Raw genomic sequence first — 18915 nt, 5'->3', positions numbered from 1 at the left:
CGCGAGATGCGCTGGTGGGACATCGATCCCGTCCTCGCCCTGGAGAAGGAGCTCTTCCCGGAGGACGCCTGGTCGCGCGGTATGTTCTGGTCCGAGCTCGCGCACGCGCGCGGGCCGGGCTCGACGCGCCGCTATCTGGTGGCGTACGACGGCGAGCGCCTGGTCGGCTACGGCGGGCTCGCGGTGGCGGGCACCGACTCCGACGGCGGCGACGCGCTGGCCGCCGACGTGCAGACCATCGCCGTGGCCCGGGACCAGTGGGGCACCGGGCTCGGCGCGCGGCTGCTCACCGAGCTCCTGCGGCACGCGACCGCCTTCGAGGCCACCGAGGTGATGCTCGAGGTGCGCGTGGACAACACCCGGGCGCAGAAGCTGTACGAGCGCTTCGGGTTCGAGCCGATCGGCTTCCGCCGCGGCTACTACCAGCCGGGGAACGTGGACGCGCTGGTGATGCGCCTCTCGGACCCCTCTGCCCTGCCGCAGGCCCCCCACCCCTCCCCGAACGGCCGGGCCGACGGCCCCGTGAACGGCGTACAAGGAACCGAGATCCATGGCTGACCTCCGCGACGAGCCCCTCGTCCTCGGCATCGAGACCTCCTGCGACGAGACCGGCGTCGGCATCGTGCGCGGCACCACGCTGCTCGCCGACGCCGTCGCCTCCAGCGTCGACGAGCACGCGCGCTTCGGCGGCGTCGTGCCCGAGGTCGCCTCGCGCGCGCACCTGGAGGCGATGGTCCCGACCATCCAGCGCGCCCTGAAGGACGCGGGCGTCGTCGCCTCCGACCTCGACGGGATCGCCGTCACCGCGGGACCCGGTCTCGCGGGCGCGCTGCTCGTCGGCGTCTCGGCCGCGAAGGCGTACGCGTACGCGCTCGGCAAGCCGCTGTACGGCGTGAACCACCTGGCCTCGCACATCTGCGTGGACCAGCTGGAGCACGGCGCGCTGCCCGAGCCGACGATGGCGCTCCTCGTGTCCGGCGGGCACTCCTCGCTGCTGCTCTCCACGGACATCACCGCCGACGTCCGGCCCCTCGGCGCCACCATCGACGACGCGGCGGGGGAGGCCTTCGACAAGATCGCGCGGGTGCTGAACCTGGGCTTCCCCGGCGGCCCCGTCATCGACCGGTACGCGCGCGAGGGCGACCCCGAGGCGATCGCCTTCCCGCGCGGTCTGACCGGCCCGCGCGACCCCGCGTACGACTTCTCCTTCTCCGGCCTGAAGACGGCCGTGGCGCGCTGGATCGAGGCCAAGCGGGCCGCGGGCGAGGACGTGCCGGTGCGGGACGTGTCCGCGTCCTTCCAGGAGGCGGTCGTCGACGTGCTCACCCGCAAGGCGGTCAGGGCCTGCAAGGACGAGGGCGTCGACCACCTGATGATCGGCGGCGGCGTCGCCGCGAACAGCCGCCTGCGCGCGCTCGCCGAGGAGCGCTGCGAGCGCGCGGGCATCCGCCTGCGGGTGCCGCGGCCCAAGCTCTGCACGGACAACGGCGCGATGGTCGCGGCCCTCGGCGCGGAGATGGTCGCGCGGGGCAGGCGGCCGTCGGACCTCGGGCTCTCGGCGGACTCCTCCCTGCCGGTGACGGAGCCGCACGTGCCGGGCGCGCACGCCCACACCCACGATCACGACCACGTGCACGAGGTCAGCAAGGACAACCTCTACTCATGAGCGTCGCGCTGATGTGGGAGGCCCGCGCCGCCGAGGGGCGCGGGCCCGAGCTGCTCGCCTGGGCGCGCGCCCAGGACCTCGCGGCCGCGCCGGCGCGCCGGGAGACCTTCCGCGCGCCCCAGGACCGCGTCCTCGTCATCACCTGGTGGGACGCCGCCTACGACGCCGAGCTGCCGGAGCTGCCCGCGCCGCCCGGGGACCTGGTGTCCCGGGCGCCGCACCGCTGGCGCTTCGAGCCCGTCGACTCCTAGTGCCCTCCCCGGGCGGGGTCAGGGGGCCGGGTGCCCCACGAGCATGGTGGGCGCGCCCGCGACCCGGGTGAGGAAGACCGTGGCGGAGCCGGGGCCCCGGGGCTTCACCTTGCGGCGGAGCTCCTCCGGCTCCACGGCCGAGCCCCGCTTCTTGACCGTGAGCACGCCGACCTCCCGCTCCCGCAGCAGCGCCTTCAGCTTCTTCACGTTGAACGGCAGCTGGTCCGTGATCTCGTACGCGCTGGCGTACGGCGTCGTGCGGACCACGTCGGAGGTGACGTAGGCGATCGTCTCGTCGACGAGCCCGCCCTCGACCCGTGCGGCGACCTCCGCGACGAGGTGGGCGCGGATGACGGCGCCGTCCGGCTCGTACAGATAGCGGCCGACGGGGCGCACATCGGGGTCCGGGAGCATCGTCGCGCGCCCCGCGCACAAAGTGGCGCGTGAGGGCAGGAGGGTCGCCCGGTGCGAGCCGGGCGCGTCCGTGCCGAACCACAGCACCGCCTCCTTCACGTCCCCGCCGTCCGAGATCCACTCGGCCTCCGCCTCCTCGGGCACCGCCTCGTGCGGGATGCCGGGGGCGATCTTCAGGGCCGCGCGCGGGGCCTTCCTGGCGGCCGCCACCGCCCAGGACAGCGGGGGCGAGTACGCCTCCGGGTCGAAGATCCGGCCGCGCCCGCCCCGGCGTGCCGGGTCCACGAAGACCGCGTCGTACCCGGTCGTGTCCACCTCCGTGACATCCGCCTCGCGGACCTCGATGAGGTCCTCCAGGCCGAGGGCGGCGGCGTTCGCACGGGCGACCGCGCAGGTCAGCGGGTCGCGGTCGACGGCGAGGACCTCGATTCCGGCGCGCGCGAGCGCCAGCGCGTCGCCGCCGATGCCGCCGCACAGATCGGCGATCCGCCGCACGCCGAGCTCCTTGAACCGCTCCGCCCGGTACGTCGCGACGGACGTGCGCGTGGACTGCTCGACGCCGTTCGGCGTGAAGAACATCCGCGCGGCGTCCCCGGCGCCGAACTTCGCCACCGCCCGCTGCCGCAGCCGCGCCTGGGCGAGCGCCGCCGAGACCAGATCGGCGGGGTGGTCGCGGCGCAGCCGGGTCGCGACCGCGAGCTCCGCGGCCGGTTCGACATCCCGTACGGCGTCGAGGAGGGCGGTGCCCTCGGCGGTGAGGAGCGCGGCGAAGGCCGTCGTGGAGGGCTGCGGATCGTGCGGAGCGTTCACCGGCCCATTGTGGGCCAGTCGGTGGAAGGTGCGCGTCCGGCGGCGGTGTCGAGCCCTTGGCAGGGCTCTGAACTGCGAGGATCCGGCGCCATGCGACTAGTACGACAAAATGGAGAATCGGCAGGAAAGGTGAGGGGCCGGGCGCTGCTCGTCCTTGCCGCGCTCGGCGTCGGCGCGGTCGCCTCCGGCTGCGCGGTGGACCCGGACGCCGGTGCGGGCCGCGAGCACGGGGCCCAAGCCGCCCACGGCCAGCAGCCGCGCCTCGCCCCGCCCGCCCAGGCCCTGCGCGAGTACGCCCAGCGGCTGCGCGCGAGCCAGGCCGCGCGGGCCGCCGCGGCGAAGCGCTGGGGGCTCGCTGCGGTGCCGCTCACGGCGCCCGCCGCGCCCGCCGCCAAGACGCGCCCCGCCACGCGCGAGGGCTTCGAGGTGCGGGGGCAGGCGGAGCTGCCGCCGGTGTTCACCACGGTGCCCACCAAGGACAAGGTCGTCTTCCTGACCGTCGACGACGGCGCCGAGAAGGATCCGGCCTTCCTGTGGATGATGAGCGACCTGAAGATCCCGTACACCGCGTTCCTCAGCGACTACCTCGTCAAGGAGGACTACGGCTACTTCAAGCGGATGCGGGACCAGGGCGTCGCGCTGAACAACCACACCCTCAACCACCGCTATCTGCCCGGCCTTTCGTACGAGGCCCAGCGGCACGAGATCTGCGGCATGCAGGACGTCATCGAGCGGCGGTACGGCAAGCGCCCCGAGCTGTTCCGGCCGCCGTACGGCAACTACAACCGCGACACCCTGCGCGCCGCCAAGTCCTGCGGCGTCAAGGCGGTGCCGCTGTGGGCGTCCGAGGGCTTCGCCGACCACATGGAGTGGCGCGAATGGGACAAGGACCTGCACCCCGGCGACATCATCCTCACGCACTTCCGGGGCCGCGAGGACTGGAAGGGCACGATGCCCGACATGGTCCGCACGGTCCTGAAGACGGTCACCGACAGGGGGTACGCGGTGGCCCGCCTGGAGGACTACCTGTGAGGCGCACCGCCACCGCGGCGACCCTCCTGCTCCCCCTCCTGCTGACGTCCTGCGCCCAGTCGGTGGACCCGATCGAACGCCTGGGCAGAAAGGCGGCCGAAAGAATGGCTCCTAGCTGTGGGCAATCGTTCCGCACGGCGAGTGGGGCATCCCCTGCTCGAGCGGAGCCGAGAGCTTGGGGAAGGGTGGGCACAGCCCCAGGCGCCGAGCAACCGTTGACGGGGCCCCAGGCGGAGAGGCCCCTCTCCGGGCGAAGCCCCAGCACCCCCGCGCCCCGCGCGGAACCCACCCCGCACGCGAAACGTTGCCCAAAGGAGCCCCCGCCCACGGCCCCGCGCTAGCCCCTCGCCCACCCCGCGCAGAGGGGAAACCTGCCAAGCAGGCGGCAGCCAATTGGCACTCCGCTTGACCGAGTGCTAATCGCCGTCCTAGTCTCAGGCCTGGCACTCCCACCTGGAGAGTGCCAGAAGCGACGGGCAGGTCCGGCACCCGCGACGACGGATCGACCTGGTCGCCACCTCTAGATCAGTTAACCCCGCGAGATCTCCGAAGGGGGAGGTCGGATCGTGACGACCGCCAGCTCCAAGGTTGCCATCAAGCCGCTTGAGGACCGCATCGTGGTCCAGCCGCTCGACGCCGAGCAGACCACGGCCTCTGGCCTGGTTATTCCGGACACCGCGAAGGAGAAGCCCCAGGAGGGCGCCGTCCTCGCCGTGGGCCCGGGCCGCTTCGAGAACGGCGAGCGCCTGCCGCTCGACGTGCAGGTCGGCGACGTCGTGCTCTACAGCAAGTACGGCGGCACCGAGGTGAAGTACAACGGCGACGAGTACCTGGTGCTCTCCGCCCGCGACGTGCTCGCGATCATCGAGAAGTGATCGAGCGCTAGTCACCTGCTTCACCCAGCAGATTTGTTTCGCGCTGCGCCCCTGGTCACCCCGCTGATTGCCGGGCGGCGAGGGGCGCAGTTCGTTACTGCATCTTTCCCGGGGGTCCCCCCGGGCCCCCTGAGTTTCCGAGAGGGCTGAATCGCTCCCATGGCGAAGATCCTGAAGTTCGACGAGGACGCCCGTCGCGCCCTTGAGCGCGGCGTCAACAAGCTTGCCGACACGGTCAAGGTGACGATCGGCCCCCGCGGCCGCAACGTCGTCATCGACAAGAAGTTCGGCGCCCCGACCATCACCAACGACGGCGTCACCATCGCCCGTGAGGTCGAGGTCGAGGACCCGTACGAGAACCTCGGTGCCCAGCTGGTGAAGGAGGTGGCGACCAAGACCAACGACATCGCTGGTGACGGCACCACCACCGCCACCGTGCTCGCCCAGGCCCTGGTCAAGGAAGGCCTGCGCAACGTCGCCGCCGGTGCGTCCCCGGCCGCCCTGAAGAAGGGCATCGACGCCGCCGTCAAGGCCGTCTCCGACGAGCTGCTCGCCACCGCGCGGCCGATCGACGACAAGTCCGACATCGCCGCCGTGGCCGGGCTCTCCGCCCAGGACCAGCAGGTCGGCGAGCTCATCGCCGAGGCGATGGACAAGGTCGGCAAGGACGGTGTCATCACCGTCGAGGAGTCCAACACCTTCGGCCTTGAGCTGGACTTCACCGAGGGCATGGCCTTCGACAAGGGCTACCTGTCGCCGTACTTCGTGACGGACCAGGAGCGCATGGAGGCCGTCCTCGAGGACCCGTACATCCTCATCCACCAGGGCAAGATCGCCTCCATCCAGGACCTGCTGCCGCTCCTGGAGAAGGTCATCCAGGCCGGCTCCTCGAAGCCGCTCCTGATCATCGCCGAGGACGTCGAGGGCGAGGCCCTCTCGACCCTCGTCGTGAACAAGATCCGCGGCACCTTCAACGCCGTCGCGGTGAAGGCCCCCGGCTTCGGCGACCGCCGCAAGGCGATGCTCGGCGACATGGCCACCCTCACCGGCGGCACCGTCATCGCCGAAGAGGTCGGCCTCAAGCTCGACCAGGTCGGTCTCGACGTGCTCGGCTCCGCCCGCCGCGTGACGATCACCAAGGACGACACCACCATCGTCGACGGCGGCGGCAACGCTGCCGACGTCGAGGCCCGCGTCGCCCAGATCAAGGCCGAGATCGAGACCACCGACTCCGACTGGGACCGCGAGAAGCTCCAGGAGCGCCTCGCGAAGCTGGCCGGCGGCGTGTGCGTGATCAAGGTCGGCGCCGCCACCGAGGTGGAGCTGAAGGAGAAGAAGCACCGTCTGGAGGACGCCATCTCCGCGACCCGCGCCGCGGTCGAGGAGGGCATCGTCTCCGGTGGTGGCTCCGCGCTCGTCCACGCCGCCAAGGTGCTCGAGGGCGGCCTCGGCAAGGAGGGCGACGAGGCCACCGGTGTCGCCGTCGTCCGTGGCGCCGTCGTCGAGCCGCTGCGCTGGATCGCCGAGAACGCCGGCCTCGAGGGCTACGTCATCACCACCAAGGTGGCGGAGCTGGACAAGGGCTTCGGCTTCAACGCCGCGACCGGCGAGTACGTCGACCTGGTCAAGGCCGGCGTCATCGACCCCGTGAAGGTCACGCGCTCCGCCCTGGAGAACGCGGCCTCCATCGCCTCCCTGCTGCTCACGACCGAGACCCTGGTCGTCGAGAAGCCGGCCGAGGAAGAGGCCGACGCCGGTCACGGCCACGGCCACGGTCACTCCCACTGAGCGTGACCTGAGTCGAGCGGTCGACTCGGGCTGACGAAGGCCCGGGCTGACGAAGGCCCGGCATGACGAAGGCCCGGTATCCCGTCGCGGGATACCGGGCCTTCGCGCTTGCGGTTCTCCGTCCGCCGGGGCGCACCGTCCTGCCGACTGCGGGCAGTGGTCCGTCCTCGCGCGGTTCCCCGCCCCCCTTCGGGGCGCTGCTACCGCGGCCCGTACTTCCGTCCGGTCCGTGACGTCACCCCGCCGAGGAGGGCGCGCGGCGTCACCTTCACCACGCCCATCATGGCCTTGTAGCGGGGGTCGGGCACGGAGAGGGACTTGCCGCGGGCCAGGTCGGTCAGGGCGGTGGCGACGAGCTTGTCCGCGTCCAGCCACATCCACTTGGGGATGTTGTCCGTGCCCATGCCCGCCCGCTCGTGGAACTCGGTGCGGACGAAGCCGGGGCACAGGGCCATCAGCCGCACCCCGGACCCGGCGAGGTCCCGCGCCGCGCCCTGGGTGAACTGCGCGATCCACGCCTTCGACGCCCCGTAGGTGCCGCGCGGCACGAAGGCGGCCACCGACGCCACGTTCACGACGCCCCCGCGCCCGCGCTCCCGCATCGCCTCCACCGCCGCCGACGTCAGCCGGAGCACCGCCTCGCAGTGCACCTTCAGCATCGTCAGCTCGTCGGCCATCGAGACTTCCAGATAGCGGCCCTTGTTGGCGAACCCCGCGTTGTTGACGAGCAGGTCGACCGGGTCACGGCGGTTCGCGAGTCGCTGTTCGACGGCTGCGATCCCGTCGTCCGTGGAGAGGTCCGCCGTCAGTACCTCCACCTCGTTGCCGTGCCGGTCGTGCAACTCGGTCGCCTGCTCCCGCAGCCGCTTCGTGTCGCGTGCCACCAGGACGAGGTTGTGGCCGTCGGTGGCCAGGCGCCGTGCGAAGGCGGCACCGATGCCCGAGGTCGCACCCGTGATGAGAGCCGTAGTCATGGACCAAGGCTAGTGAGGCCACGGGCGCCTCCGCGCCACGCGCCCCGCGCGCCGGGCCGGCGCGGGCGCCCCGGCGCGCGTCAACCGCCGTGCTTCTCCACGTACTTGAGGGCCTTGTCCGTCGCCTCGGGGTGCAGCGCGTCCCCGGCCGCGAGCAGCCTCGGCAGCAGCGTGCGATCCGTGGTCACCGCCCTGAACTGCAGCGCTACGGTGACGTCGTGGTCAGGGCGGTGCGCGATCTCGACCGCGTCGCCCGCCTGGATCGTGCCCGGTTCGAGCACCCGCAGATACGCGCCGGGCAGCAGCGCCTCGGTGAACCGCCGCACCCAGGCCTCCTCGCCCAGGTGGCCCTGGAACGTACGGCACGGGATGCGGGACGAGGTGACCTCCAGGAGCAGGTCCGCGCCGACGCGCCAACGCTCCCCGATCAGCGCGCCGTTCACGTCGACGCCGGTCGTGGTGAGGTTCTCGCCGAACACTCCGTTGGGCAGCTCGCGGCCGAGCCGCCGCCCCCAGGCGTCGAGGTCCTCGCGCGCGAAGGCGTACACCGCCTGGTCGTTCCCGCCGTGGTGGCGCAGTTCGCCGATCGAGTCCCCCGCGAGTCCGCTGCCGCCGGTGCCCTTGGGGCCGGGCGCCGTCACCCGAACGGGCTCGTCCACCGGCTGTTTGTCGATCCCGGTGAGACCGCTGGGCGAGCTGGTGTACGGGACGGACTTCAGACGACCCACATTCACGGAGAGAAGCTTCATGCGGTCAGGCTAAGGGAGCGTGCTCAAAGCAGCTACGCAATATTGTGCATTCCTTCCAAGGGTCACTTATGCTCGACGCATGATCGAGGCCCGTCATCTCCGTGTCCTGCGCGCCGTGGCCGCCACCGGCTCCTTCTCGGCCGCGGCCCGCGAGCTCGGCTGCACCCAGCCCGCCGTCAGCCAGCAGATGAAGGCCCTGGAGGCGTCCACGGGCACTCCGCTGCTCATCCGTACGGGCCGCGAGATGCGCCTCACGCAGGCGGGCGAGGCCCTGGTCAGGCATGCCGCGGGCATCCTCGCCGGGCTGACCGCGGCCGAGGAGGAGGTCGCCGCGATCGCGGGCCTGCGCGCGGGCCGGGTCCGGCTCGTCTCCTTCCCCAGCGGCTCCTCCACGCTCGTGCCCGGCGCACTCGCCGCCCTGCGCGCCGCCCACCCCGGCACCCGTGTCTCCCTGGAGGAGGCCGAGCCGCCGCGCTCGGTGGAGATGCTCCGCGAGGGCGACTGCGACGTGGCCCTCGCCTTCCGGTACGAGGGGGCGAGCGCCGCCGAGGAGTGGGACGACCTCGTCGTCCGGCCGGTGCTCGCCGACCGGCTCGTCGGCCTCGTCCCGGAGGGGCACCGCCTGGCGAAGGCCGACGCCGTCACCATCGGCGAGCTGGCCGACGAGTCGTGGATCGCGGGCTGTCCGCGCTGCCGCCGCCAGCTCGTCGAGGTCTGCCGCGGCGCGGGCTTCGAGCCCCGCATCGACTTCGCGACCGACGACTACCCGGCGGTGATCGGCCTGGTCGGCGCGGGTCTCGGCGTCGCCGTCCTGCCCGAGCTCGCCCTTGAGTCGGTGCGCCCCAAGGGGGCCCGCGCGGTGGTGGTGGAGCCCGCCGTGCGCCGCGAGATCGTCGCGCTCACCCTGCCGGATCTGGCCCAGGTACCTGCGGTCGCGGCGACCCTCGACCGACTGGCCCGCGCCGCCGAGCGCTGAGTACGCCGCTGAGCGCCTGGCGACGCGCTGATCGCCCAGCGACGTGCTGGGCGCTTGGCCTGCGCTCGGCCCGCGGGCACGGGAGAGGGCCCGCGGGCACGGGAGAGGGCCCGCGCACACGGGAGGGGAAACGTTCCTTCTCGCTGTCGGGCCCGCGCGGTGTCAGGGGGAAGCGGCGCCCCCGCCCCCGGTCGACGCCGCGACCAGCCGGTTGCGCGCGCGTCCCATCAGCTCTTCCCGTTCGTCCTCGGTGAGGCCGCCCCACACGCCGTACGGCTCCCGTACGGCGAGCGCGTGCGCGGCGCACTCCGCGCGCACCGGGCAGCGCATGCAGACCTCTTTGGCCGAGTTCTCGCGCGCGCTCCGTGCCGCGCCGCGCTCGCCCTCCGGGTGGAAGAAGAGCGAGCTGTCCACCCCGCGGCAGGCCGCGAGGAGCTGCCAGTCCCACAGATCTGCGTTCGGTCCGGGGAGGCGGGAGAAATCTGCCATTGCGTGTCTCCTGGTAGCCGTCGTGACGCGGATACGGTGCCCATGACCGTACATCTACTGTCTAAGGAGATGAAAATATGACTCATTGCGAATCTAGCCACAGACACCGGGAAAAGGGAAGAAAAGCCGCTAAATGGGGCATAGCCCTCAACTGGGTATGTGCGGTTTCATGCCGCCTGTGCCGTGTCCGCGCCCTCACGTAGAGTGCCGAAGGCGGCAGTCCGACCCGTAACTCTTTCGAGTGACCATCGTTGAGAGTGCGGAGGCGGTTGAAACAACAAGTGCTCGGGCAGGTGTCCGAGTGCGTCAACCGCACAGGTGACGACTTGTACCAGCCTGGAGGCTCAAGGTGACGCGCATCAGCTGCGGAGGACGGCCATGACATCCGTCCTCGTCTGCGACGACTCCCCGCTCGCCCGAGAGGCGCTGCGCCGCGCGGTCGCGACCGTGCCCGGCGTGGAGCGCGTGACGACAGCGGCCAACGGCGAGGAAGTCCTCCGCCGCTGGGGCGCCGACCGCTCGGACCTGATCCTGATGGACGTACGCATGCCCGGACTGGGCGGCGTCGAGACCGTGCGGCGGCTGCTCTCCGCCGACCCCGGGGCGCGCATCATCATGCTCACCGTCGCCGAGGACCTGGACGGGGTCGCGCTCGCGGTCGCCGCGGGCGCCCGCGGCTATCTGCACAAGGACGCCTCGCGCGCCGAGCTGCGCGCGACCGTCACCCAGGCCCTCGCCGACCCGACCTGGCGGCTCGCCCCGCGGCGGCTGAGGTCGGCCGAGATGGGGGCCGCGCCCACGCTCACCGCGCGGGAGATCCAGGTCCTGGAGGGCATGAGCCACGGCCGGTCCAACGCGGAGATCGGGCGCGAGCTCTTCCTCTCCGAGGACACGGTGAAGACGCACGCCAGGCGCCTCTTCAAGAAGCTCGGCGCCTCGGACCGGGCGCACGCGGTGGCGCTCGGCTTCCGCTGGGGCCTGGTTCGCTAGACGGGTTGTCGCGGGGGGGCATGGCGATCCCCGCCCGCCGTGCGGCGGGCGGGGCCATGGGCACCCGCAACCGCCCGCCGCGGGAGCGGCTTGTGGCGCTTCGTCGCCGATGCCGCATCCTTGAAGGTGTGGAGTTCCTTGGGGACGAGTCGGCCGAGCGCAAGGGGAGGGTGCGGGAGATGAGTTTCGGCGCACCTGCTCATAACGCTTCGGTGCACAACTATGGACGCGGTGCCACAGATCAGTCAGCGCCGAGGCACCATGGACCGATGCGCGAGGACAAGACGACGGTGATCGGTGCCCTCGTCCTTCGCGCTGTCGAGGGTGACGAGCAGGCCACGCACGACCTCCTGGCCCATGTGCACCCCCTCGCCATCCGCTACTGCCGCACCCGGCTCTCCCGACTCCCGGGTGACGCCCGCCACTTCGTGGAGGACCTCGCGCAGGAGGTCTGCGTCGCGGTCCTGCTCGCCCTGCCGCGCTACCGCGACACCGGGCGGCCCTTCGAGGCCTTCGTCTTCGCCATCGCCGCGCACAAGGTCGCGGACCTCCAGCGGGCGGCGATGCGCCACCCGGGGTCGACCGCCGTGCCCTCGGACGAGATGCCCGAGCGGCCCGACGACTCCCTCGGACCCGAGGAGCGCGCGCTGCTCAGCAGCGACGCGGAATGGGCCAAGAAGCTCCTGGCCAACCTCCCCGAGAACCAGCGCGAGCTGCTGCTGCTCCGCGTCGCCGTCGGCCTCACCGCAGAGGAGACCGGGCAGATGCTGGGCATGTCGCCCGGCGCGGTCCGGGTGGCCCAGCACCGGGCGCTGAGCCGTCTGCGGGCCCTGGCCGAGCAGTAGCGCCCCCGCCCGTGCCGGAGCGGTGGATCCCGTCCCGTTCCGGCCCCTGTGGCCAGGATCTCTTTTCCGCCGCGACGGCGCGTTGCGAAGCGGCGCACTCCGGCCGTACCGGGCACGACCCGGCCGACGAGGGCCCCGAGAAGACTCTGTGTGAACCTACGAAGCCGTAGGGCGCCCGGAACTGTGGAATGAGAGAGCCGCGCTTCCCGTTAGCATGGACATCCGCACCGATCAAGGCCATTTGGGGAAGGTGTCATGACTGCAAACGTCGACGGAGTGCCCGAGAAATTCGCGACACTCGGGCTGACCTACGACGACGTGCTGCTGCTGCCGGGCGCGTCGGACATGGCGCCGGGTGACATCGACACCGCCTCGCACGTCTCGAAGAACGTCCGGGTGAACGTCCCGCTGCTCTCGGCCGCGATGGACAAGGTCACCGAGTCCCGCATGGCCATCGCCATGGCCCGCCAGGGCGGCGTCGGCGTACTGCACCGGAACCTGTCGATCGCCGACCAGGCGAACCAGGTCGACCTGGTCAAGCGCTCCGAGTCCGGCATGGTGACGGACCCCATCACCGTGCACCCGGACGCCACGCTCGGCGAGGCCGACGCGATCTGCGCCAAGTTCCGCATCAGCGGCGTCCCGGTGACCGACGGCGCGGGCAAGCTGCTCGGCATCGTCACCAACCGCGACATGGCCTTCGAGGCGGACCGCTCCCGCCAGGTGCGCGAGGTCATGACGCCGATGCCGCTGGTCACCGGCAAGGTCGGCATCTCGGGCGTGGACGCCATGGAGCTGCTGCGCCGCCACAAGATCGAGAAGCTGCCGCTGGTCGACGACAGCGGCGTCCTCAAGGGCCTCATCACGGTCAAGGACTTCGTGAAGGCCGAGAAGTACCCGAACGCCGCGAAGGACGCCGAGGGCCGCCTGATCGTCGGTGCCGCCGTCGGTGTCGCCGGTGACGCCTTCGACCGCGCCCAGGCGCTGATCGAGGCGGGGGTCGACTTCATCGTCGTCGACACCGCGCACGGCCACTCCCGCCTGGTCGGCGACATGGTCGCCAAGATCAAGTCGAACTCCAGCGGCGTCGACGTCATCGGCGGCAACATCGCCACCCGTGACGGCGCGAAGGCCCTCATCGACGCCGGTGTCGACGGCATCAAGGTCGGCGTCGGCCCCGGCTCCATCTGCACCACCCGCGTCGTCGCCGGCATCGGCGTACCGCAGGTAACGGCCATCTACGAAGCGTCGCTCGCCGCCAAGGAAGCCGGTGTCCCGGTGATCGGCGACGGCGGCCTGCAGTACTCCGGAGACATCGCCAAGGCGCTCGTCGCCGGCGCGGACACGGTCATGCTCGGCTCGCTGCTCGCGGGCTGCGAGGAGTCCCCGGGCGAGCTGCTCTTCATCAACGGCAAGCAGTTCAAGTCGTACCGCGGCATGGGCTCCCTCGGCGCCATGCAGTCCCGTGGTGACCAGCGCTCCTTCTCCAAGGACCGGTACTTCCAGGAGGGCGTCGCCTCCGACGAGAAGCTGGTGCCCGAGGGCATCGAGGGTCAGGTGCCCTACCGCGGCCCGCTGTCCGCGGTCGTGCACCAGCTGGTGGGCGGTCTGCGCCAGTCGATGTTCTACGTGGGCGGCCGTACGGTGCCCGAGCTCCAGGCGAACGGCCGGTTCGTGCGGATCACGTCGGCGGGCCTCAAGGAGAGCCACCCGCACGACATCCAGATGACCGTCGAGGCACCGAACTACAGCCGCAACAAGTAGCGGCCACGCGCGCGTGGGGGCGGTCCGGAATCCCGGGCCGCCCCCACGCGCGCGTGTCGGGGATACTGGAACGGCATACGGAGTGCCGTAGGAAAGCTGAAGGGCCACACACGTGACTGAGATCGAGATCGGGCGCGGCAAGCGCGGCCGCCGGGCGTACGCCTTCGACGACATCGCCGTCGTACCGAGTCGGCGCACCCGCGACCCGAAGGAGGTCTCGATCGCCTGGCAGATCGACGCCTACCGCTTCGAGCTGCCCTTCCTCGCGGCCCCCATGGACTCCGTGGTGTCGCCGTCGACCGCCATCCGCATCGGCGAGCTCGGCGGCCTCGGCGTGCTGAACCTGGAAGGCCTGTGGACGCGGTACGAGGACCCGCAGCCGCTGCTCGACGAGATCGGTGAGCTGCCCGCCGAGGCCGCCACCCGCCGCCTCCAGGAGATCTACGCCGCCCCCATCAAGGAAGAGCTGATCGGGCAGCGCATCAAGGAGGTGCGCGACGCGGGCGTCGTCACCGCCGCCGCGCTCTCCCCGCAGCGCACCGCGCAGTTCTCCAAGGCCGTCGTGGACGCGGGCGTGGACATCTTCGTGATCCGCGGTACGACGGTGTCGGCCGAGCACGTCTCCGGCGCCGCCGAGCCGCTGAACCTGAAGCAGTTCATCTACGAGCTGGACGTCCCGGTCATCGTCGGCGGCTGCGCCACGTACACGGCCGCCCTGCACCTGATGCGCACCGGCGCGGCCGGTGTCCTCGTTGGCTTCGGCGGCGGCGCCGCCCACACCACGCGCAACGTCCTGGGCATCCAGGTCCCCATGGCCACCGCCGTGGCCGACGTCGCCGCCGCCCGCCGCGACTACATGGACGAGTCCGGCGGCCGCTACGTGCACGTCATCGCGGACGGCGGCGTGGGCTGGTCGGGTGACCTGCCCAAGGCCATCGCCTGCGGCGCGGACGCCGTGATGATGGGCTCCCCGCTCGCGCGCGCCACGGACGCGCCGGGCCGGGGCCACCACTGGGGCATGGAGGCCGTCCACGAGGACGTGCCGCGCGGCAAGAAGGTCGACCTGGGCACCGTCGGCACCACCGAGGAGATCCTCACGGGCCCGTCGCACATCCCGGACGGCTCGATGAACTTCTTCGGCGCCCTGCGCCGCGCGATGGCCACGACCGGCTACAGCGAGCTCAAGGAGTTCCAGCGCGTCGAGGTGACGGTGGCGGACTCGCAGCACAAGCGGTGACGCCGCGCTGCGCTTGAGCAGATACGAAGGGGCCCGGGCCGCCGTCGGGCGGCCCGGGCCCCTTCGCTGTCCGGCTAGCGCGCCGCGCGCTGCGCGCCGCCGAAGGCCGCCACCGCGGCTATCGCGAAGAACACGAAGGTCATCGCGTCGGCGTCCTTCTTCCACGCCTCCTGGAGGAGGTCGAAGTGGTCGATGAAGATCTCCGAGAAGGTCCACGGCGTCTTGTCGGCGGCGATCATGGCCTCGCCGATCAGCTGGCCGAAGTAGACCGCGCCGAGCGACAGGGCCGCGCTGACCACGCCGAGCGCCGGATGGCTGCCGCCGACCTTCCCGGCGGCCAGGCCCACGACGAAGCCGACGCCCACGGCGGCCCAGCCGATCTCGTGCTCCGTGGCGCCGATGATCGCGCCGTAGACGCCTGCGGCCACCAGGGCGGTCACGACGGCGACGACGATCCCGAGGCCAGGGTTGCCGCGGTGCGGCGCCGGGCCGGGCGGCACCGGGAAACCGCCCTGCTGCGGCGGGAAGGGCGCGTACGGCTGCTGGCCGTAGGGCTGCTGGGGGTAGCCGTAGCCCGGCTGGCCGTATGGCTGCTGGGGGTGTTGCGGCTGGCCGTATGGCTGGCCTGGAGGCGTGGGCTGCGTCATGTGGTTTCCCCCTGGGACATATGAGTGCACTGGTGTGCGGTAAATGGCTGGATCCGCACGGTAGCAGCAGCGGCGGACGTGCCCCAGGGGGTCGGACGGGGGATCAGAGGCGGTGGGCGGCGCCCGCCGGGGTCGCGCCCCGGGTGTCGAGCAGGAGCTGGGCCTTCACGGCCAGACCCTGGAGGTCGTAGGTGCGGTGCTGCTGGAGCAGGATCGTCAGATCGGCGTCGGCGGCCGCTTCGTAGAGGCTGTCCGCGCGTGGGACGGGATGGCCGAGAACGTTCCAGTGGGCCACGTACGGATCGTGGTAGCTGACGGCGGCGCCGAGCTGCATGAGACGGACCGCGATCTCCTGGGCGGGGGCGCCCTGCTGGTCGGCGACGTCCGGCTTGTACGTGATGCCGAGAAGCAGCACGCGCGCGCCGCGGGCGGACTTGCCGTGTTCGTTGAGCAGGGTCGCGGCGCGCTGGATGACGTAGCCGGGCATGCGGTCGTTGACCTGCTGGGCGAGTTCGACCATGCGCAGGGGGCGGGCTCCGTGGGCCGGGCCCGGCACCTCCAGGGGCGCGCTGTGGCCGCCGACGCCGGGGCCCGGGCGGAAGGCCTGGAAGCCGAAGGGCTTGGTCTCGGCGCAGCGGATGACGTCCCAGAGGTCGATGCCGAGGTCGTGGCAGAGCACGGCCATCTCGTTGACCAACGCCATGTTCACGTGGCGGTAGTTGGTCTCCAGGAGGTGCACGGTCTCGGCTTCCCGCGGTCCACGCGCGCGTACGACCTTGTCGGTGAGGCGGCCGTAGAAGGCGGCCGCGGACTCGGTGCAGGCGGGGGTGAGGCCGCCGATGACCTTGGGGGTGCCGGCGTAGCCGTGGGTGCGGCTGCCGGGGTCGAGGCGGCCGGGGGAGTAGGCGAGGTGGAAGTCGCGTCCGGCGCGCAGGCCCGAGCCCTCTTCGAGGAGGGGGCGGAGGAATTCCTCCGTGGTTCCCGGGTAGGCGGGCGATTCGAGGATGACCGTGGTGTGCGGGCGCAGGCGTGCGGCCAGGGCGCGGGCGGCCTCGGCCACGGGGCCGAGGTCGAGCGTGCGGTCGGCCGCCCGCGGCGTGGGCGCGCAGATGACGGCGGTGCGGACCCGGCCGAGCTCGGCCGGGTCGGTCGTCGGGCGGAAGCCGCCCGCGAGCATGCGGCGGACGTCGGCGGCGGTGAGGGTGCCCTCCGCGCCGTCGCCGGGAAGGCGGCCGCTCGCGAGCTCGGGTGCGCGGGCGGGGTCGTAGCCGATGGTGGCGATGCCGCTGTGGGCGGCGGCCTGGGCCAGGGGCAGGCCGAGGTGGCCGAGGCCGATGACGGCGAGGTCTGCTGGCATGGCGGTGAGCCGTCCTTCCCAATAGCCGGAGCGGGACGAGGGCGCAAGCCCTGTGGACAAGATGGGGCAGCGCAATGTCAGACTAGGAGTAAATATGACCGATTTGCGGCATTGGGCCCCGCCCGTCGCCGGAGTGTTGTCCACAGGCGGTGGCTGAACTCGGCGAGCGCGACAAGAATCTGGGCATGATGTGAGCGCGACCACACCCGACGACCACGGGAGGCAGCGGTGAGGACAGCGACTCTGGGGCCGGCGGAGCGTGCCGAGTCACTCGCGGGCATGGCCGAGCGCGAGCTGGACATTCTCGTCGTGGGCGGCGGTGTGGTGGGCGCGGGCACCGCGCTCGACGCCGTGACGCGCGGCCTGACCACGGGCATCGTCGAGGCCAGGGACTGGGCGTCGGGCACGTCGAGCCGGTCGAGCAAGCTCATCCACGGCGGCCTGCGCTATCTGGAGATGCTGGACTTCGCGCTGGTCAGAGAGGCCCTGAAGGAGCGCGGCCTGCTGCTGGAGCGCCTGGCCCCGCATCTGGTGAAGCCGGTGCCGTTCCTGTACCCCTTGCAGCACCAGGGCTGGGAGCGGCTCTACGCCGGATCGGGCGTCGCGCTGTACGACGCGATGTCGATGGCGCGCGGCCACGGCCGGGGCCTGCCCATGCACCGCCACCTGACCCGGCGTCACGCCCTGCGCGTGGCCCCGTGCCTGAAGCGGGACGCCCTCGTCGGGGCCCTCCAGTACTACGACGCGCAGATGGACGACGCCCGCTATGTGGCCACCCTCGTGCGCACCGCCGCGGCCTATGGCGCCCGGGCCGCCAACCGCGCGCGGGTGACCGGCTTCCTCCGCGAGGGCGAGCGGGTCGTCGGCGCCCGCGTCCAGGACGTCGAGGCGGGCGGGGAGTACGAGATCCGCGCGAAGCAGATCGTCAACGCCACCGGGGTGTGGACCGACGACACCCAGGCGATGGTCGGCGAGCGCGGCCAGTTCCACGTCCGGGCGTCCAAGGGCATCCATTTGGTCGTACCGAAGGACCGGATCAATTCGACGTCGGGTCTGATCCTGCGCACGGAGAAGAGCGTCCTGTTCGTCATCCCCTGGGGCAGGCACTGGATCGTCGGCACCACCGACACGGACTGGGACCTGGACAAGGCCCACCCGGCGGCCTCCAGCGCGGACATCGACTACCTCCTGGAGCATGTGAACTCGGTCCTCGCGGTCCCCCTCTCCCGCGACGACGTCCAGGGGGTGTACGCGGGCCTGCGCCCGCTGCTCGCCGGGGAGTCGGACGCCACGAGCAAGCTTTCCCGGGAGCACACGGTCGCGCACCCCGCGCCCGGCCTGGTCGTGGTGGCGGGCGGCAAGTACACGACGTACCGCGTGATGGCCAAGGACGCCGTGGACGAGGCGGTGCACGGCCTGGACCAGCGCGTCGCGGAGTGCGTCACCGAGGACATCCCCCTGGTCGGCGCCGAGGGCTATCGCGCGCTGTGGAACGCCCGCGCGGGCATCGCCGCGCGCACCGGCCTGCACGTGGTGCGCGTCGAGCACCTGTTGAACCGCTACGGCTCGCTGGCCGAAGAGGTCATCGAGCTGATCGAGGCCGACGCCTCGCTCGGCGCCCCGCTGCACGCCGCCGAGGACTATCTGCGCGCCGAAGTCGTCTACGCGGCCTCGCACGAGGGCGCCCGGCACCTGGACGACGTGCTGACCCGCCGCACCCGCATCTCCATCGAGACCTTCGACCGGGGCACGCGCAGCGCCCGCGAGTGCGCCGAGCTGATGGCGCCCGTGCTCGGCTGGGACAAGGGCCAAGTCGAGCGCGAGGTCCAGCACTACGAGAAGCGGGTGGAGGCCGAGCGCGAGTCCCAGCGCCAGCCGGACGACCTGACGGCGGACGCGGCCCGCCTCGGGGCGCCGGACATCGTGCCCCTCTAGAGGCCGGGTCCGGGGTTGTCAAGGAAGGACACGCCAGAGATCGGGCGGTTTGACCGGAGCGGGGTGGCCAAGGAGGGTATGACCAGGGGGGTTTGGGGTGGTGCGCAGGGGTTCGC

General features: G+C 71.9%; 18 protein-coding genes. 12 read left to right on the top strand and 6 right to left on the bottom strand.

The features are described from left to right. Positions 1-6 precede the first annotated feature (6 nt). The 3 genes from rimI to ACIG3E_RS02325 are packed head-to-tail and all read left to right on the top strand — an operon-like array spanning position 7 to position 1917. Positions 7-558, top strand: a complete 552-nt coding sequence (rimI, locus tag ACIG3E_RS02335; RefSeq protein ID WP_399610765.1) for a ribosomal protein S18-alanine N-acetyltransferase — start codon at positions 7-9, stop codon at positions 556-558. Beyond that, a complete protein-coding gene (tsaD, locus tag ACIG3E_RS02330) occupies positions 551-1666 on the top strand; it encodes a tRNA (adenosine(37)-N6)-threonylcarbamoyltransferase complex transferase subunit TsaD (protein WP_399610190.1) in 1116 nt (371 codons plus the stop codon). The genes rimI and tsaD overlap by 8 nt, the downstream gene beginning before the upstream one ends. Then, positions 1663-1917, top strand: coding sequence for a hypothetical protein (locus tag ACIG3E_RS02325; protein ID WP_399610189.1), 255 nt, complete (start codon positions 1663-1665; stop codon positions 1915-1917). The genes tsaD and ACIG3E_RS02325 overlap by 4 nt, the downstream gene beginning before the upstream one ends. Positions 1918-1935: 18 nt before the next feature. On the opposite strand, the gene ACIG3E_RS02320 is transcribed toward ACIG3E_RS02325, so the two are convergent. Then, on the bottom strand, positions 1936-3141 hold the full coding sequence (locus ACIG3E_RS02320) for an SAM-dependent methyltransferase (RefSeq protein ID WP_399610186.1): 1206 nt from the start codon (positions 3139-3141) through the stop codon (positions 1936-1938). 90 nt (positions 3142-3231) lie between these two features. Between ACIG3E_RS02320 and ACIG3E_RS02315 the strand changes: the two genes are divergently transcribed. From ACIG3E_RS02315 to groL, 3 genes are all read left to right on the top strand, one after another. After that, complete coding sequence (locus ACIG3E_RS02315; protein ID WP_399610184.1) at positions 3232-4173, top strand: polysaccharide deacetylase family protein; 942 nt, start codon at positions 3232-3234, stop codon at positions 4171-4173. 566 nt (positions 4174-4739) lie between these two features. Next, positions 4740-5048, top strand: a complete 309-nt coding sequence (gene groES / locus ACIG3E_RS02310) for a co-chaperone GroES (RefSeq protein WP_030022440.1) — start codon at positions 4740-4742, stop codon at positions 5046-5048. Between the two features lie 159 nt (positions 5049-5207). Next, a complete protein-coding gene (groL, locus tag ACIG3E_RS02305) occupies positions 5208-6836 on the top strand; it encodes a chaperonin GroEL (protein WP_399610180.1) in 1629 nt (542 codons plus the stop codon). A gap of 200 nt (positions 6837-7036) precedes the next feature. Here the strand turns inward: groL and ACIG3E_RS02300 are convergent, their stop codons facing one another. Further along, positions 7037-7810, bottom strand: coding sequence for an SDR family oxidoreductase (locus ACIG3E_RS02300; RefSeq protein WP_242721222.1), 774 nt, complete (start codon positions 7808-7810; stop codon positions 7037-7039). 80 nt (positions 7811-7890) lie between these two features. After that, on the bottom strand, positions 7891-8559 hold the full coding sequence (locus ACIG3E_RS02295; RefSeq protein ID WP_399610177.1) for an MOSC domain-containing protein: 669 nt from the start codon (positions 8557-8559) through the stop codon (positions 7891-7893). Positions 8560-8638: 79 nt separating this feature from the next. Between ACIG3E_RS02295 and ACIG3E_RS02290 the strand changes: the two genes are divergently transcribed. Beyond that, the gene (locus ACIG3E_RS02290) at positions 8639-9535 is read left to right on the top strand and encodes a LysR family transcriptional regulator (protein ID WP_399610174.1); all 897 of its coding nucleotides are present in this window, start codon (positions 8639-8641) and stop codon (positions 9533-9535) included. A 162-nt stretch (positions 9536-9697) separates the two neighbouring features. Here ACIG3E_RS02290 and ACIG3E_RS02285 read toward each other — a convergent pair whose 3' ends face one another. Continuing rightward, positions 9698-10024 (bottom strand): WhiB family transcriptional regulator, encoded by a 327-nt coding sequence (locus ACIG3E_RS02285; RefSeq protein WP_399610171.1) that lies wholly within the window; start codon positions 10022-10024, stop codon positions 9698-9700. 378 nt (positions 10025-10402) lie between these two features. On the opposite strand from ACIG3E_RS02285, the gene ACIG3E_RS02280 reads away from it, so the two are divergent. From ACIG3E_RS02280 to ACIG3E_RS02265, 4 genes are all read left to right on the top strand, one after another. Continuing rightward, positions 10403-11014 (top strand): response regulator transcription factor, encoded by a 612-nt coding sequence (locus tag ACIG3E_RS02280; RefSeq protein ID WP_003948568.1) that lies wholly within the window; start codon positions 10403-10405, stop codon positions 11012-11014. 269 nt (positions 11015-11283) lie between these two features. Continuing rightward, positions 11284-11859, top strand: a complete 576-nt coding sequence (locus tag ACIG3E_RS02275) for a sigma-70 family RNA polymerase sigma factor (protein ID WP_138961349.1) — start codon at positions 11284-11286, stop codon at positions 11857-11859. 255 nt (positions 11860-12114) lie between these two features. Then, on the top strand, positions 12115-13623 hold the full coding sequence (gene guaB / locus ACIG3E_RS02270; protein WP_399610167.1) for an IMP dehydrogenase: 1509 nt from the start codon (positions 12115-12117) through the stop codon (positions 13621-13623). A 112-nt stretch (positions 13624-13735) separates the two neighbouring features. Next, the gene (locus ACIG3E_RS02265) at positions 13736-14860 is read left to right on the top strand and encodes a GuaB3 family IMP dehydrogenase-related protein (protein WP_399610165.1); all 1125 of its coding nucleotides are present in this window, start codon (positions 13736-13738) and stop codon (positions 14858-14860) included. A gap of 74 nt (positions 14861-14934) precedes the next feature. Here ACIG3E_RS02265 and ACIG3E_RS02260 read toward each other — a convergent pair whose 3' ends face one another. Beyond that, positions 14935-15507, bottom strand: coding sequence for a hypothetical protein (locus tag ACIG3E_RS02260; RefSeq protein ID WP_399610163.1), 573 nt, complete (start codon positions 15505-15507; stop codon positions 14935-14937). 103 nt (positions 15508-15610) lie between these two features. Beyond that, a complete protein-coding gene (locus ACIG3E_RS02255; protein WP_399610160.1) occupies positions 15611-16864 on the bottom strand; it encodes a nucleotide sugar dehydrogenase in 1254 nt (417 codons plus the stop codon). Between the two features lie 228 nt (positions 16865-17092). On the opposite strand from ACIG3E_RS02255, the gene ACIG3E_RS02250 reads away from it, so the two are divergent. Then, the gene (locus ACIG3E_RS02250; RefSeq protein ID WP_399610158.1) at positions 17093-18799 is read left to right on the top strand and encodes a glycerol-3-phosphate dehydrogenase/oxidase; all 1707 of its coding nucleotides are present in this window, start codon (positions 17093-17095) and stop codon (positions 18797-18799) included. Positions 18800-18915 lie beyond the last annotated feature (116 nt).

Source organism: Streptomyces sp. NPDC053474 (genome assembly GCF_044544845.1).
Lineage (GTDB): Bacteria > Actinomycetota > Actinomycetes > Streptomycetales > Streptomycetaceae > Streptomyces.
Note: the sequence above shows the minus strand (reverse complement) of the source record. Positions and strands in the feature narration are given on the sequence as shown.

Coding starts and splice junctions, on each gene's coding strand:
- rimI (WP_399610765.1), top strand. CDS start 7: ATGCGCTGGTGGGACATCGATCCCGTCCTCGCCCTGGAGAAGGAGCTC.
- guaB (WP_399610167.1), top strand. CDS start 12,115: ATGACTGCAAACGTCGACGGAGTGCCCGAGAAATTCGCGACACTCGGG.
- ACIG3E_RS02300 (WP_242721222.1), bottom strand. CDS start 7,810: ATGACTACGGCTCTCATCACGGGTGCGACCTCGGGCATCGGTGCCGCC.
- ACIG3E_RS02295 (WP_399610177.1), bottom strand. CDS start 8,559: ATGAAGCTTCTCTCCGTGAATGTGGGTCGTCTGAAGTCCGTCCCGTAC.
- tsaD (WP_399610190.1), top strand. CDS start 551: ATGGCTGACCTCCGCGACGAGCCCCTCGTCCTCGGCATCGAGACCTCC.
- groL (WP_399610180.1), top strand. CDS start 5,208: ATGGCGAAGATCCTGAAGTTCGACGAGGACGCCCGTCGCGCCCTTGAG.
- ACIG3E_RS02285 (WP_399610171.1), bottom strand. CDS start 10,024: ATGGCAGATTTCTCCCGCCTCCCCGGACCGAACGCAGATCTGTGGGAC.
- ACIG3E_RS02255 (WP_399610160.1), bottom strand. CDS start 16,864: ATGCCAGCAGACCTCGCCGTCATCGGCCTCGGCCACCTCGGCCTGCCC.
- ACIG3E_RS02315 (WP_399610184.1), top strand. CDS start 3,232: ATGCGACTAGTACGACAAAATGGAGAATCGGCAGGAAAGGTGAGGGGC.
- ACIG3E_RS02260 (WP_399610163.1), bottom strand. CDS start 15,507: ATGACGCAGCCCACGCCTCCAGGCCAGCCATACGGCCAGCCGCAACAC.
- ACIG3E_RS02275 (WP_138961349.1), top strand. CDS start 11,284: ATGCGCGAGGACAAGACGACGGTGATCGGTGCCCTCGTCCTTCGCGCT.
- ACIG3E_RS02290 (WP_399610174.1), top strand. CDS start 8,639: ATGATCGAGGCCCGTCATCTCCGTGTCCTGCGCGCCGTGGCCGCCACC.
- ACIG3E_RS02280 (WP_003948568.1), top strand. CDS start 10,403: ATGACATCCGTCCTCGTCTGCGACGACTCCCCGCTCGCCCGAGAGGCG.
- ACIG3E_RS02325 (WP_399610189.1), top strand. CDS start 1,663: ATGAGCGTCGCGCTGATGTGGGAGGCCCGCGCCGCCGAGGGGCGCGGG.